The 13655-nt window shown below is 63.4% G+C and carries 11 protein-coding genes; all 11 read right to left on the bottom strand.

Annotated elements, in window-relative coordinates; translation table 11 throughout:
• Positions 1-11: 11 nt before the first annotated feature.
• The 11 genes from treS to AC57BR_RS09735 all read right to left on the bottom strand — a co-directional run bounded on the left by treS (position 12) and on the right by AC57BR_RS09735 (position 13643).
• Positions 12-2255 (bottom strand): maltose alpha-D-glucosyltransferase, encoded by a 2244-nt coding sequence (gene treS / locus AC57BR_RS09785; RefSeq protein ID WP_496360064.1) that lies wholly within the window; start codon positions 2253-2255, stop codon positions 12-14.
• 365 nt (positions 2256-2620) lie between these two features.
• Complete coding sequence (locus AC57BR_RS09780; protein WP_496359968.1) at positions 2621-2944, bottom strand: hypothetical protein; 324 nt, start codon at positions 2942-2944, stop codon at positions 2621-2623.
• A 140-nt stretch (positions 2945-3084) separates the two neighbouring features.
• Positions 3085-4362, bottom strand: coding sequence for an MFS transporter (locus AC57BR_RS09775; protein ID WP_496359966.1), 1278 nt, complete (start codon positions 4360-4362; stop codon positions 3085-3087).
• Positions 4359-4838, bottom strand: coding sequence for a MarR family winged helix-turn-helix transcriptional regulator (locus AC57BR_RS09770; RefSeq protein WP_496359964.1), 480 nt, complete (start codon positions 4836-4838; stop codon positions 4359-4361). Before AC57BR_RS09770 ends, AC57BR_RS09775 begins: the two co-directional genes overlap by 4 nt.
• Positions 4839-4974: 136 nt before the next feature.
• Positions 4975-6120 carry an ABC transporter ATP-binding protein gene (locus AC57BR_RS09765; protein ID WP_496359962.1) on the bottom strand — a complete coding sequence of 382 codons (1146 nt, stop codon included), beginning with the start codon at positions 6118-6120 and terminating at the stop codon, positions 4975-4977.
• Positions 6117-7889 (bottom strand): ABC transporter permease, encoded by a 1773-nt coding sequence (locus AC57BR_RS09760; RefSeq protein WP_496359960.1) that lies wholly within the window; start codon positions 7887-7889, stop codon positions 6117-6119. The genes AC57BR_RS09765 and AC57BR_RS09760 overlap by 4 nt, the downstream gene beginning before the upstream one ends.
• Before the next feature lie 9 nt (positions 7890-7898).
• Positions 7899-9008 carry an ABC transporter substrate-binding protein gene (locus tag AC57BR_RS09755; RefSeq protein ID WP_496359958.1) on the bottom strand — a complete coding sequence of 370 codons (1110 nt, stop codon included), beginning with the start codon at positions 9006-9008 and terminating at the stop codon, positions 7899-7901.
• Positions 9009-9059: 51 nt separating this feature from the next.
• Positions 9060-9926: an amidohydrolase family protein gene (locus tag AC57BR_RS09750; protein WP_496359956.1), complete on the bottom strand. Its 867-nt coding sequence runs from the start codon at positions 9924-9926 to the stop codon at positions 9060-9062.
• A gap of 58 nt (positions 9927-9984) precedes the next feature.
• Positions 9985-10884 carry an ABC transporter substrate-binding protein gene (locus AC57BR_RS09745; protein ID WP_496359954.1) on the bottom strand — a complete coding sequence of 300 codons (900 nt, stop codon included), beginning with the start codon at positions 10882-10884 and terminating at the stop codon, positions 9985-9987.
• 131 nt (positions 10885-11015) lie between these two features.
• The gene (locus tag AC57BR_RS09740) at positions 11016-11918 is read right to left on the bottom strand and encodes a hypothetical protein (protein ID WP_496359952.1); all 903 of its coding nucleotides are present in this window, start codon (positions 11916-11918) and stop codon (positions 11016-11018) included.
• A gap of 75 nt (positions 11919-11993) precedes the next feature.
• On the bottom strand, positions 11994-13643 hold the full coding sequence (locus tag AC57BR_RS09735) for a thiamine pyrophosphate-binding protein (RefSeq protein ID WP_496359950.1): 1650 nt from the start codon (positions 13641-13643) through the stop codon (positions 11994-11996).
• Positions 13644-13655 lie beyond the last annotated feature (12 nt).

Genomic DNA, 13655 nt, shown 5'->3' with positions numbered 1-13655 from the left:
GCCGGGCCCGCTCACTCGGCGTCGCCGTCGTCGTCCTTCTCGCCCTCCTTCAGGAGCAGCGCCGTGCCCTGGTAGGCACCCAACTCCAGGAAGAAGCTGTGCAGGTCATCGACCTGTCCAACGGCCTCGCCGCTGAAGAGGTCATGGACGCTGCTGCCGGGAACCAGGTGGGTCGACTGGATGCTGCCCGCGATGTCCTGCCCGGAGAAGTTGAGCACGGTTGCCTGAAGGTTCCCGTCCCCCAGCCGGTTGACCAGAACCAGCAGGCCGCGATGGGAAACCTCCGGCACGTCCAGCAGGGTGCTGGTGGCGATCCCGTTCTGTTCCCGCACGGCAAGGATCTTCTGCAGGCGCCGGGCGTAGGAAGAGGGGTCCTTGAGCTGGTCGGGCAACGGCCCGTAGAGGCTGCGGGCACGGGGCATGCCGGCGGAGGAGGCCTCCGCCTCGGGGCTGGTGCCCATGATGTCGTGCGCGCCGCGGTTGATCCAGCGGGTGTCTCCCTGCGCGGTGAGTTCCCGCACTTTCTGGCGGTCGAGGGCGGCGACGCCGGTGAGGTCCCAGCCGGACAGGGCAAAGACACCCGGCTGCAGGGCGTTGTACATGGACAGCAGGACGTGGACGTCCAGAATCTGGGCCTGCTGTTCGTCGGTGAGGTTCTCCGGGTCCTGGATCCCCAGGGCGGCCATGATGAAGCTCGCCGTCGTGCAGGCGATGCCGTTGGTGGTGAACAGGGCGTTGTACGGGGTGTCCGGGCCCGTCAGCCGTTCCCGCAGGGTCTGCTGGACGTGCTCGGCGACTTCGGCCCCGGTGAGCTCCTGGCCGTTGAGTTCGAACACGTCGTCCTTGTGGCCGGCGGCGAAATGCACCAGTTCATAGGTCAGTTCGTCGTGGTTCTGCAGGGCGTGGACCAGCGATGCCTGGTCGACGCCGATTTCCATGGCGAGGCGCAGGGTCAGGCGCAGGAATTCAGTATCGGCAGTCACCAGCGCGTAGTGATAGGCCGGCCTGGTCACGAAGTCGTAGGAGAGGTCCGGACCCGCCTCCGACGTGGCCTTGATGTCGTCGATGGTCAGGTTGAGTTCCTGGAAGGAGAACCCGCCGACCTTGCGGATCATGGAGCCGATGAGCTGGTTGGCGGCCTCGGACAGCGGGTGCCCCTCGGACCAGCCCGGCTGCTCCTCGGCGCTCTTCTCCACGCCCAGGAACCCGTTCGCGTCCAGCCGCAGCGCACCGGTGCCCAGGTCGAGCAGGGAGTGCAGGGCGTCCCCCACCACCAGCCGCATTCCCGCAAAGGTGGGGTCCAGCCAGTTGATGGAGGGCTGGCCGGCCTTGAAATAGTGCAGATAGACCCAGCGCCGGGTTTTGCCGGCCGTGTCCACGATGGGCCGCGTGGCGCTCCAGTTGGTCTCCTTGACCCCGGGTTCATAGAAGATCACCCGCTGCAGCCGGCCGATAATGTACCCGGCCTTCTGCAGTGCCTGCTCGGCATCGGGACTGATGTTCACCGAATCTTCGCCTTCGGGAACATCCGGCAGCAGGTGCCAGTCCTCTTCCGGGATGTCGATCATGTGATAGATGCCGGGGTAGTCCCGGAAGTTCATTTCGGCCAGACGGAAGTCGGCACCCTTGCCTGTGTGGCCGGGAACGATGTCATCAATCACGGTGCCGTCATGGTCGGCGGCGACCTCGCACATCTTGCGGAATTCGTCCTCGGTGCCGAACACCGGGTCGATCGCCATGCTGATGCGGTCGAAGTGCCCGTCCACGCTTGGCGTCTGGGACCAGCCCCGGATGCCCCCGGCGAGCTTGACGGGACCGGTGTGCAGGCCCCGGATCCCGATCTCCCGGAAGGCGTCCCACAGTTCAGGATCTCCGAGGGCGGACAGGAAGGACTGGCCCGGGCGCGTGATGAAGGACAGCGGGTAAGCGGTAAACCAGACGGGTGCGCGTTCCACGGCAGCCCGCGGGTTCGGATGGGCATAGGAGTTCTGCCACATGCTGGCCTGTCCGGAGAGCTGCCGCGCCATCACGTTGGCGTCCCCCAGCATCGCCTGGTTCCGCAGCCACTCGACATAGGCGGCGTTGCGCCCGTCAAACTCGAGCGAGGGCCGGTCGGCAAAGAACTGGCGACGGCGGGCGATCGGTCTCAGTGCCTTGGGGCGGGCCGGATAGAACTGCTCGTCATAGGTGATGTCAGCGGCTTCCGCTGCTTCGGGCGCTTCAGGCGCTTCGGGCGCTGAGTCAGCCGGAGACACTTCGGCTGCGGAGGCTGGGCCGGTCGCTTCCGCTGCCGCCCGATCAGCCGCGGCCGCATCGAGCCCGTCAGGCTCGCCGGCCAGATCGTCGGCTACTGAAACGCTCTTGTTGAAGCTTGCTTCCCGCACAGATTGCTCCTTTATCGGTGGTTCCTGCGTGGCACCTCCCGGGGTGTTCTTCAGTCTTCCCGTACCCCGGCGCCTTGAGAGTATTCACATTTGTCGACTTAGCCCACCGTATGCCGACGGCCGCCTGAATATCGACTATTTGCCATCAGCGGTTCTCATAGCCGGCGAAGCAGCCCTAAACGGTGGGGGTGTCTTACAGACACTGCCGCCAGAAAATCAGCCTGCTCCCGCCCGGCCTACGTGCTGAGGTTCCAGTGGGCTTGGATTGCCTCCGCGATTGGGCCGGCGGTGACGTCCACCCGGAAAGCCACGGGCGCGGTCCCCGTCTCTTCGACTACCGAGTCACGGTACACGCGGCCGCATGAGGGACACAGGGTATAGAGATCCTCATCCGCAGGCCATTCCGCCAACTCCGCGGGAACGGGAGCGCCTCCGCCAGCGTAAACGGGGACGCCTAGTGAGTTGGCCTGTATCAGTCCGGCCTGGCTGACGGTGTTGCCGCACACGCAGGTGATGGTGGTGACGTCATGACCGATCACATCGGCGGTTTCAGTGTCCACGATGAACTCTCCGGTGCTGGAAGCGACCTTCTGGTATTAGCTTATGCCTGCCGAAACGTATGGTCGCCTGCTTGCAGACCGCGGACGGATTTCCCCACTGCCGCGCTCGCCTGTCGAACCTCAGTGTGCCCCTTCCCGCATCAGCCCAACGGGGACCTCGTCGGTGGGGGCGCGGCCAGCATCTCCTGACCCTCAAGTGCACTTTCTCCTGCATTGCGGTCGCGGCGCAAGTAGGCCCATACAAGCAGCGACACCAGGGCAGTTCCCAAACCGCCTGTCGCCAAAGTGGCCCGGACTCCGACGACCTCACAAAGCCAACCCAGGAGGGGCGCGCTGATTGGAGAGGTACCGCCTACGGCGATGACGAAGAGCGACATCGTGCGCCCACGCATAACCGGAGCGGCCTCAAGTTGCGCCAGCGAGGTCGTAATCACCCGATAGGCGACGCCCGCAGCGCCCAGCATGAAAAGCAGGGCAAGGGTGGCATGGATAACGGGAGCAAAAGCGACAGCCATGAGCAGGGCTGCAAACGTGAGGCTCGCCGCGATCAATCGGCCAGTCGTTGCTTTCAGAATGCCGGCAATCGCGAGCACGCCAAGTATTGCCCCCGAACCCATGGCAATGAACATCGCGCTCACGTCCTGGGCGTCACCGTGGAAAACGTCGCGGGCCAGAAGGGGCAGAGTCACCGTCCATTCCCACGCCAGCAGGCCAGTCGCCGTCAGAAGTACCAGGGGACCAAAAAGCCGCGGCTGGGCGTGCACGTAGCGTAAGCCTTGGCGAAGCTGCCCTTTGGAGCGGACAACGGGCACGGTCCGTTCCAATTGATCAGCTCGAATGAAGAGGAGCGCCAACAGCACAGCGCAAAATGAGGCCGCATTCACCAAGAAGCTGGCCGCCATGCCTGCACCTGTGATGAGGACACCAGCGATGGCGGGGCCTATGAGCTTGCCAGAATTGATGGTGATGTTGTTGAGCGTCAGCGCGTTGGTGAGATGTTCCCGGGCGACTACTTCGGCAATGAACGTCTGCCTCGCCGGTTTATCAAGCGCCTCTATAGTGCCAATGACGGCAGCCATCAGAAACACCATCCACAAGGTCACGCTCCCCGTCGCCGTGAGTACGCCGAGAAGGGCTGCGGGACCCATCGAAGCAGCCTGCGTCCAGAGCAAGATCCGACGCTTGTCCAAACGGTCGGCCAACAGGCCACCCCACGCACTGAACAGCAACGTGGGGACAGCCTGCAGCGCCAATGTCATCCCCAACAGCGCGCCCGAATCGGTGAGCTCCAACACAAGCCACGCCTGGGTGATCTTCTGCGTCCAGGTGCCGATTTGGGACATGCTCTGGCCGAAGAAATACAGTCGGAAGTTCCGGCCGCCAAGCGAAACAAACGTTGAGCGGAAATAGCGTTTCATGCTTTGAGCTCCAGGAGTTGAACCAAGGCAGGCAGCGCCTCCAAAAGTCTTCGCTGATCATCCGGGTGCAGCGCGGACATTTGGCGGGCCAAGTACTCGTCAGCCCGCATGCTCGCGAGCGACAGGAGACGTTCGCCTTGCGGCGTTAACGCCACCTGCCAGCTTCGGGCATCGGCATCATCCTGGGTCCGATCAACCAAGCCCATATCCTCGAGCTTGCCGGTCAATCTGGTCGCGGTGGGCTTGCTGATGCCTTCGATCTGGGCGAGCCTGCCGACTCGGATGCGCCCCTGTCGGCCCAGGACGTTCAACGCCGACATTTGTGTCGGCGTAAGCTCTGCGCCTGAATGCTTCCTTAGTTGCCGCGCCAGACGTACCACTGTCAGCCGCAGGGAGTCGACATGAGGACCGGCGGTTGCCTGCCCCGGTAGCCCGGCCAGTGGTGATGAAGAATGCGACGACGACGACACTGACATTGGTTCTCCACCCTTGCTCAACGAACGGTGCAGGCCGAATTTGGTTTGGCGCGCCAAGAGGCCGTGGCGGAAGCTGCTGCTCCGCAGCTTCCCCCACGGCCTACTTTCCGGTCGCGAATGGCCCTCTTGCGCGCTCTCAGTACGCGAGGTAGCGGGCGTGCAACGGCTTCACCCGCACGATGACGTTGTCACCAGGGCGCGCTGCCAGGCCCGCGGAGGCAGATGCGGTTAGCTTCGTGCCATTGACGTCGATGATCAGCTCCAGACGGTCACCGAGGAATTCAGCACCGATGACCCGGCCGGTCATCACGTTCTGGCTGCCCACGTCACTCGTGGCTGAGGCCCCGGTGTTTACATCCACATTCTCAGGCCGAATGCAGACGTTTCCGCCCTCGGCTGAGGGTGTCATTTCCTGGCCGTCGCTGGCGCACAGGAACGTGCCCACATCGGTTTTGACAAGCAACCCTTCGGAGACCCTGGTGACCTCGCGGGCCGGGATCAGGTTCGCGCTGCCGATAAAGTCGGCCACGAACGCCGACTTGGGCTGCTGGTAGAGGCGCTCGGGCGGATCTATCTGTTCGATCCGGCCGTGGCTCATGACCACGACGATGTCAGACAGTGCCAGAGCCTCTGCCTGGTCGTGAGTCACGTAAACCGAGGTTACGCCGAATTTTTCCTGGAACTCACGAAGCTCCACCCGCAGCTTTGCCCGGAGTTTTGCATCCAGGTTCGACAACGGCTCATCCAGCAGCAGGACCTCCGGTTCGGAAAGGAGCGCCCGCGCAAGGGCAAGGCGCTGCTGCTGCCCGCCGCTGAGCTGGGTAGCCCACCGGTCTGCGTAGGCCGACAGGCCCACCTGCTCCAGCATTTCGAGGGTTCGCTGTTTGACGTTTTGCTGCCCTTTTCGGTTGCGGCCGTGGCGGAGCGGGAAGGCGGCGTTGTCGAGCACGGTCATGTGCGGCCAGATGCCGTATGACTGCGGGACCATCGCGATCGGCCGATCTTCAGGTCGGATCTGGATGCCGTTGGCTCCGTCGAATACCGTCTGTCCGGCCATGATGATCTGGCCGTCGTCAGGCTGTTCCAAGCCGGCAATACACCGCAGGGTAGTGGTTTTACCGCAACCACTGGGGCCGAGGAGTGTCACAAACTGGCCTTTGGGCACCTCGAACGAGACGCCGTCCACGGCGTAGGGTTGCTCACCGTTGCGGGCCTTGGCGTAACTCTTGCGCAGCCCGTGGATCGTGATCGAGCTTTCCGTATTGCGTGTCATGTTGCTCATGCTTCCTTCTCAGAGGCCCCGCGCCGGTTTACCAACAGGACCGCAATCATTGAAATCACCAGGATGATTACCGCCAGCGCACTTGCTTGCGGGTAGTTGACGCTCGAAGTGAACGTGTCCCAGACCTCGACGACCAGGGTCCGGTTGTCTGCGCTTGTCAGCAGCAGGGCGATGGGCAGTTCTCCGAGGGCGTGGGCGAAGACCCAGAGCCAGCACTTCCACAGCGCCTGGCGCAGCAAGGGAAGCAGGATTTTGACCGTCACCGTGAAGGGTGATGCCCCGGTGACGCGGGCGGCTTCGATCAGGCCCTCGTCCAGTTGGAGAAGCGCTGTTTGCACGAGCCGTGATCCGCGGGGCAGGAAGCGTGTCACCAGTGCCACGATGATGATCCATACCGTGCCATAGATCGGGATGGGAATGAACAGGTACAGGAACAGAACGGCGGCACCGAGCACGACGCTGGGGATTCCGAACACAAGGTACGTCGATTCGAACAGCACCGCGCTGCCGCGGAAAGATTTGCGGTGGGCGGCGACCGCGATCCACACGGACATCGCTGTCGTTGCGGTCGCAGTTACCAGTACCACGATCGCGGTGTTCAGCATGACCTCGCCCATGCCAGGGTCCGTCAGGATCTTGGCGAACTGGACGAATGTCAGGTCGGACAGGCCGTCCCAGCTAATCGGGCGTGAAAACGGCGACAGGCTCGTCCACAAGAGCGCAAGAATCGGCAAGACAATCCCGATCAGCATGTACAAGGCGACAACGGTGAAGACCGGGATCCGCCACTTTCCCAGCGGTGTGCGGGATTGGCGGTACGCCTTTCCGACCACGACCTTGAAGCGGTGGCTGTCCCGGATGCGACGCCGGTAGATCAGCAACATGGCGAAGGACAATACGAGGATGAGCACGCCGTAGGTAGTTGCCTGGCCGTAGTTGGGTGATCCTGTCGGCGGTTCCAGAGAGTGCTGGATCAGGCTGCTGAAGACGAAGATCTGGTCGGGCAGGCCGAGCAGGGCCGGGATGGAGAACCCTTCGAAAACCACCACGACAAACAACATGGTCGCGGCCGAAACGGCCGGCCCGATCAACGGGAACACGATGAGCCGCAGCCGGCGCATCAGAGGGGCGCCGACAGCCGCGGCCGCCTCCTCGAGCTCCGGGTTCAGCCGGGCGAAGGCCGGTGCGATCATCAGGTACATGCTCGGTACACCGAAGATGCCCATCACGACGATCATTCCGGGCAGTGAGTAGATGTCGATCGACAGTCCCAGCGTCTGCCGGATGACGATCGCCAGTGGCCCGTTGGCGGGGTTTGCGACGAGCGCCCATGCAATCGCCATGACCACTACGGGTACAGCCATGGGAGCCAGCGCCATCGGCGCCAGGATCCGCCGGCCGGGGATGTCGGTGCGCTCGAAAAGATACGCGAGGGAGACGCTCAGCACCAAGGCAACCAGCACGGAACCTACGACGTAGATTGCCGTATTCAGGGTTACCTCGCCCAGTCGGCTCGACTGGAAGACGTGCAAATAGTTGTCAAAGGAGAATCCCTTGACGTCGAAGGGCAGTTTGGTCGTTGACGCCTTGAAACTGCTGTAGAAGAGGACTACCAGCGGAACAACAATCAGGTAGCCGACGAGCAGAATCATCGCTATGTTTAGCGCTTTGCTGCCCAGCCCGTGGCGGGACCGGCTGACGGGTGCCGGTCGCTCCGGCGGCGGTGGCGCATCGCCGGTGATGGGCGCCTCTGTTGCGTTGATGGTCATGTGGATCGCCTACCCAAGGTCCGTTCCCAAGGCCTTTTGGGCCTTGGGGAAGAATTCGGCGAGGGCGTTGTAGTGTTCGATCGTTCCACTGGAGTGCCACGTGATCTTAGCGGTGCAAAGTGCTTTGACTACGGGGCTCTGGCCCGGGTTCGAGCAGTCGGTTTCCTGCGGGATGCGTGAGTTGTAGGTCGTTGCCAGTGCTGCCTGCGCCTCATCTGAGGACAGGAACGAGGTCAGCAACACTGCAGCAGCCGGGTGGGGTGCACCCTTTGGCATGTAAATGAAGGTCTCGTTTGTGTTGGTCGGCGAGAGCGGCGCCAATTCAACCGGAGCCCCGGATTTCTGGGCTTGCAGCACCAGGTTGATGAGGCTGGTGCCGAGGTCAACCTGCCCGCTTTCGATCAGCCCCTCGGACTGGGTTGTGTTCGGAGTGAAGTGCGGCTTCTGTGCAGCGAACTGCTTCGCCCAGGTGAGGGCTTTGTCCTCGCCCAGGGCAGGATCGAGATTCCAGACGGTCATGAAGGATGCGCGCGACTCTGCGCCGATCTGTGCGTCATTCCAGCGCGGCTTGAGCAGATCGTCCCATGTAGTGGGGACATCCGAGGGGGTCACCATCGTCTTGTTGTAGGCCCAGACCTTCGGGGCAGCCCAGATGTAGACGGCTTTGTTCTCGAAGAAGATGTGCTCCTTGTTGATGCCGTAGGTGGCCCAATCCACGGTGTCGGCGAGCTCCAGGGAGGGCGGTACCGTCAGTTCGCCGGCAGCGGCGACGTCGACGGAGACTTTTCGGGCAGCCTGTTCCATTTTGAGTTGGCTGACCTGGTCAGGGGCCTTGGTGTTGGTATATTTCACCTTGATCCCGGGGTACTTTTTCTCGAAGAGGTCAATGGCTGGCTGCATCTGCTCCAGTGGCTTGGGCGCCGACCAGGCGACCTCGCCTTCGCTTTCGGCCTGTTTGACCAGATCGGGCATCGAGGCGGGGAGCTTGGAAGCTGCATCGCCGCTGCCGCCGCACGCTGAGGCGGTGACGGTCACGACCGCGAGCACGGCCAGCAGCCTGAGACTCAGCCGGCTACGGACGCGTGTGGCCCGTTCACTGCTGTTTGTCTTGTTGTTCATGAGAGTCCTCCTGGTATTAGTCTGCGCCGGCGGCTTTGACGGCGTCGACGGCTAACGGGCAACCACTGCCGCGCTGTAGATTCGGGATGCGTTGCCGCCGAGGATCGCAGCTCGTTGTGTTTCGTCGAGTTCGGGCAGGTGCGCCTCGATGGATGTGCGCAGTTCCGCGAGGGTTCCCGCCGAGGCGGGGAAGTTCGAACCCCACATCAGCCGGTCCGCACCGAAGGTCTCCACGAGCTGGCCGAGCACCTCGGTGACATTCGCGTCCGGCTCGTCCTGGAGCCGCTTTAGCGCGGGAGGGGTGACCTTGAGGTGCACTCCGGCGAAGCGGGCCAACTGGCCAAGTTCCGCAAGGTACGGGTACGGCGGCCCGCCGGCGGCGTTAGGGCGGCCGGCATGGTCCAGGAGCACAGTCATTGTCGGACGGGACTCAAGGACCTGGGCGAGTTTCGGGGCGTCTTTTGAGTGCATCTGGATGCACACCGGAACAGCGTTGGCTGCGATATAGTCCCAGACCGCATCCATCCGCGCGTCGGAGACGCCCGAGCCTGGGGTCGGCACCTTGGTGGTTCCGTCGGAGACCCTGATCCGGACGCCGCTGAATCCCTGCTCCTCGATCAGCTGCTGCAAGTCATTGACGGCAGAGTCGGCGAGGAAGTTCACCGCCCCGACACCGACGAGCCGGTCGGGGTAGCGGGCCAGAGCTGCGGCCGCGTAGCGGTTGTCGAAGCCGTAGACGGTGGATGCGTGCACAAGTGCTGCCCGCTCCACTCCTGCGTCGTCCAGGCTACGGATCAGTCCGTCGACGTCGACTGGCCTAATCTGGGACCATTCGGAACGGGTTCCACCGAGCGGTTTGACGGGGTAGTTCCCGGTGTCAGCCGAAATGGCGTGGGTGTGGGTGTCGAAGTATTGCATCAGTCCTCCTCGGGACGCTGGTGCCGGAAGTGGGGGCATGGGACCGGGCGCTGGCCGGTCATGCCTCCCCCACGTATTTCTCGAAGTCGGCGAAGATTTTGTCGGCGGATAGCTCGCCCCGGATGATCTCTTGTTCCCGGGCGTAGCGGATGGCTGTTTCAAGGGTTGCGAGCAGGCTGTCGGTGACGCCGTACTGGATGACCATTTCCCGGGTCGTGCCACCGGGAACCTCAGGACGGGCAGCATCGATGCTTTCCTGCATGGCCCGGTAGACCGCCCGGACTCCATCGGGGTGTGCTTCGACCAGTTCGCGCCGGACAACGGCCAAATGGTTGATCGGCACCCAGCCGTTTTCCTCGTGGTACTGCTCCTGGCGTGCTTTCCAGTCGGGAAGCAGCGGCTCCAGGCCGGGGACGTGGTCGGCTGATCGGGAGCCCATCACGACGGCGGAGACTTCCCCTGCCGTGAGCAGGTCCACCAGCTTCGCGTCCGTGCGTTCTACGTTGGCGGGTTCATGTGCGGTGGCCACGTGCGGGCCTTCAGTGGTGACCCAGGTGACGTCCTGGGAGCGCAGCCCGTACGTGTCGGAGAGCATTCCGCGGACCCACAGGCCGGTGGTCTGGCTGTGGGCGCGGACGCCGATCCTGCGTCCGGCGAGGTCTTCGGGGCTGACCCTGCCATCGCCGTCCCAGACGGAGATCGAACGGTGGTGGAAGTTGCCGTGCAGGACTACCGGCAAAGCCACGACGGGCACGTCTGCTTCGATGGCCTGGAACAGGGTGGCTATTGCCAACTCGCAGAAGTCGTAGCGTCCCTCACGCACCATCGGAGCGAAGGTCCGGTGGATGGGCTCGATCTCGATGAATTCCAGATCGACGCCTTCCGGGACCACGGTGCCGTCTTTGAGGGGACGCGTGTGGTCGTAGTCCCGCAGTGCCACGGTCCAGGGGGCGGTCATCGAAGCTCCTTTGCTGAACGATGCTTTGTTGTACAATCCAGACTCAAGCTAACAGTGATTTCCGCCACTTTCAAGAGTTTCCGGATCGCTTTCACGGATTTCTGGTTCACTTCGTATAACAATCGGTTCACCTAGCCGCCCAGTCGGGAAGCCGGGACGCCCAAGGCGGCGCAGGTGTGTGCCACCAGCTCGTCGTAGTCCACGGGCCGGGGCAGCAGTTCCTGTTCCCATGCGTACTGCGCCGCGGCTGCGACGGCGGGGCGGAGCGCGGCGAAGCCGTAGGGTTCCAGCGGCACGCCGGCCGTCCCCTCTTTTCGGGCTTCCAGGCGTTCGGCGACCGCGTCGTACATGCCGCAGACGGCGGCGCCGAGTTCACGGGCCGCGCTCTCCCGCACGGCGAAGACGTGGTTTACCGGAACGTAGCCGACCTTCTCGGCCCATTCCTCGGACGCGGCCGCCGGGTCGGTGATGACGCTGTGCACGCGGGCATCATCGGGTCGGTCGTTGCCCATGATTGCGAAATCAACGCGCCCTTCCAGCAGGTCCCTGGCCAGGCTCGCACCATCCTCAGCCTGTTCCACCCAGGAGGGCTCGGCCTGCTCCGGGATGTGTCCGCCTTCGTAGGTGCGCCAGCGCACTGAGCGCAGGTCCACGTTGTACTGGTGGGACAGGAAGCCACGTACCCACATGCCTGTGGTCTGGCTCCAGGCCCGGACGCCGACGGTTCGGCCGGGCAGGTCGGCGACGGAGAACTGCTGGGTGCTGATCAGCGTCTGGTGCTGGTGCCTGCCAAGGGCGGTCAGCGGGAGGAACAGCGCTGGCCGGTCGTGTGCCACGGCTTGGAGCATGGTGACGATTGCGATCTCGCTGACTTCGTAGCTCTGTCCGGCGACGAAGGGCTTGAATCCGTTATGCACCGGCCGCAGGGGGGACGCAGTTACACCTCCAACCGAGGAATGCGACTCCAGGGCGGCAAGGGCGGCTCCTGCAAGTTCCTTGTCGTTGATCAAAAACTCAATTTCGGCGGTCGTCATTGACGTGCCTTCCTTTCTAATGTGCGAACACGGATCTGCCGTGGTCTTTTGATGCTGTCCGGGCGGCGGGGACGCTCATACGTCCTCCGCCTGCCAGAGCCTCCGGTAGGGGACGCTGAGTACCTTGCGGGTGATGCGGACATCGACGACCGTCGGCGAGGGGTTGGCCACGAACTCCTGTACGGCGGTCTCGAGTTCGGCGATGCTGCGGACCATGGCGCCCTTTCCGCCGAGTGCGATCGCGGCGGCCCCCAGGTCGGGGGACGGGATGGCAGTCAATTCGGGATTCAGCCCGTGTGCTCCCGATTTGTGGTATTCCGCGCCGAGGGCTTCATCGTTCATAACGATGACCAGAACAGGCCATTGGTAGCGGCACGCGGTGTCGAACTCCGCCAAATGCATAATGAAGCTGGCGTCACCCTCCACCACAAACGTCGGTTGCGCGCGGGCTGCGCTCCAGCCCATTGTCAGCAGGGGCGCCTGGCCGATCGCGCCGAAAAGGCCGTAGTTGGACACGATTTCACGCGGCCGGGTGAAGAGCATGGTGCCGAAGTCGGTCTGGTGGCCACTGCCCATCACGAGCGGCAGCTCAGCGGGAGCCAGCCGGTCAAGAGCGAGGATAACCTCGCGCGGGTCAAGCCGGCCCTCTTCTTGGACGAACGGTTCATTCAACGTGTCGGCATAGCTCAGCTGTTCGGCGATGTCGGCGGTGTGGTAGCCGTCGTGTTCTGTGGTGTCCGGGAGGGCTTTCACCAATGCTTCAAGGGATGGCCTTGCGTCTCCGCGGACGTAGCAGTCAGCTGGCTGCCCGGTTCCGTTGATGATCTGATCGGCATGATCAATGTGTATGATCCGGGCCTCAGGATACAGATATCCGTGCTCTGTCGTGTAGTGATTCAGGCTGGCGCCCACGGCTACCAGGCAATCCGCTTCCTGCAGGAGCTCATGAGCTGTTGACGTGCCGTACAGGCCGGAGATACCGGCGAAATAGGGTGTCCGGTCGCGCAGCCAGTTCTTTGTCTGGAGTGTGGTGGTGATGAGCGCGTTGGTCTTGCTTTGCAGGGCAAGGACGAGGTCCCCGACGTCGGCGGCGCGTGCGCCCTTGCCCACAAGAACCACCACCTTTTCACTTTCGGCGAGGATTTTGACCGCCTCGTCGATGCGCTCGGGTGCGGGCTGTGCCAGGGCGTTGTCGATCAGGGCGGTCGAGGGGATGTAATCGGGCGCGCCGTCGAACTCAGCCTGCTGAACGTTTGTTGGTGCGCTGACCATCACCGGCCGTGAGGTGGTCCGGGCCAGCCAGAAGGCCCGTTGGACTGCCTGCTGGGCCCGGGCTGGTGAGGAGACCTGCACGAAACCGCATTCGACGCCTTCGGCAAACTTTGCTTGGTCAAGATACTGGGTGGCCCCCAGGTCACCCAGGGCCACTTCGCCGCAGAATATGACGAGCGGGGTCCTTGCCCGGCTGGCGCAGACAAGGCTGGTGGCCAATTGGGTGACGCCTGGCCCACTCGTGGTCGATGCCACTCCTGGTTGCCGGGCACCGCGTGCCCAACCATCAGCCATGGCGAGGCCTGAACCCTCGTGGCGGGCTTCGAACAGCGTTGCTCCGCGCTCGGCCATGGCATGCATCCAGTGCATGTTGGCATCGCCCGTCATGCCGAACACATGTGATGTTCCCTCGGCGATGAATGCATCCGCCAGTGCTTCGTAAACCTTGGTCATGGTTCCTCCTCG

Source organism: Arthrobacter sp. BGA-UO-ETr-C19 (genome assembly GCF_059568005.1).
Note: the sequence above shows the minus strand (reverse complement) of the source record. Positions and strands in the feature narration are given on the sequence as shown.

Excerpts from the sequence above, each read along its gene's own strand:
- AC57BR_RS09775 (WP_496359966.1), bottom strand. The coding sequence starts at position 4,362 with ATGAAACGCTATTTCCGCTCAACGTTTGTTTCGCTTGGCGGCCGGAAC.
- AC57BR_RS09770 (WP_496359964.1), bottom strand. The coding sequence starts at position 4,838 with ATGTCAGTGTCGTCGTCGTCGCATTCTTCATCACCACTGGCCGGGCTA.
- AC57BR_RS09765 (WP_496359962.1), bottom strand. The coding sequence starts at position 6,120 with ATGAGCAACATGACACGCAATACGGAAAGCTCGATCACGATCCACGGG.
- AC57BR_RS09760 (WP_496359960.1), bottom strand. The coding sequence starts at position 7,889 with ATGACCATCAACGCAACAGAGGCGCCCATCACCGGCGATGCGCCACCG.
- AC57BR_RS09755 (WP_496359958.1), bottom strand. The coding sequence starts at position 9,008 with ATGAACAACAAGACAAACAGCAGTGAACGGGCCACACGCGTCCGTAGC.
- AC57BR_RS09750 (WP_496359956.1), bottom strand. The coding sequence starts at position 9,926 with ATGCAATACTTCGACACCCACACCCACGCCATTTCGGCTGACACCGGG.
- AC57BR_RS09745 (WP_496359954.1), bottom strand. The coding sequence starts at position 10,884 with ATGACCGCCCCCTGGACCGTGGCACTGCGGGACTACGACCACACGCGT.
- AC57BR_RS09740 (WP_496359952.1), bottom strand. The coding sequence starts at position 11,918 with ATGACGACCGCCGAAATTGAGTTTTTGATCAACGACAAGGAACTTGCA.
- AC57BR_RS09735 (WP_496359950.1), bottom strand. The coding sequence starts at position 13,643 with ATGACCAAGGTTTACGAAGCACTGGCGGATGCATTCATCGCCGAGGGA.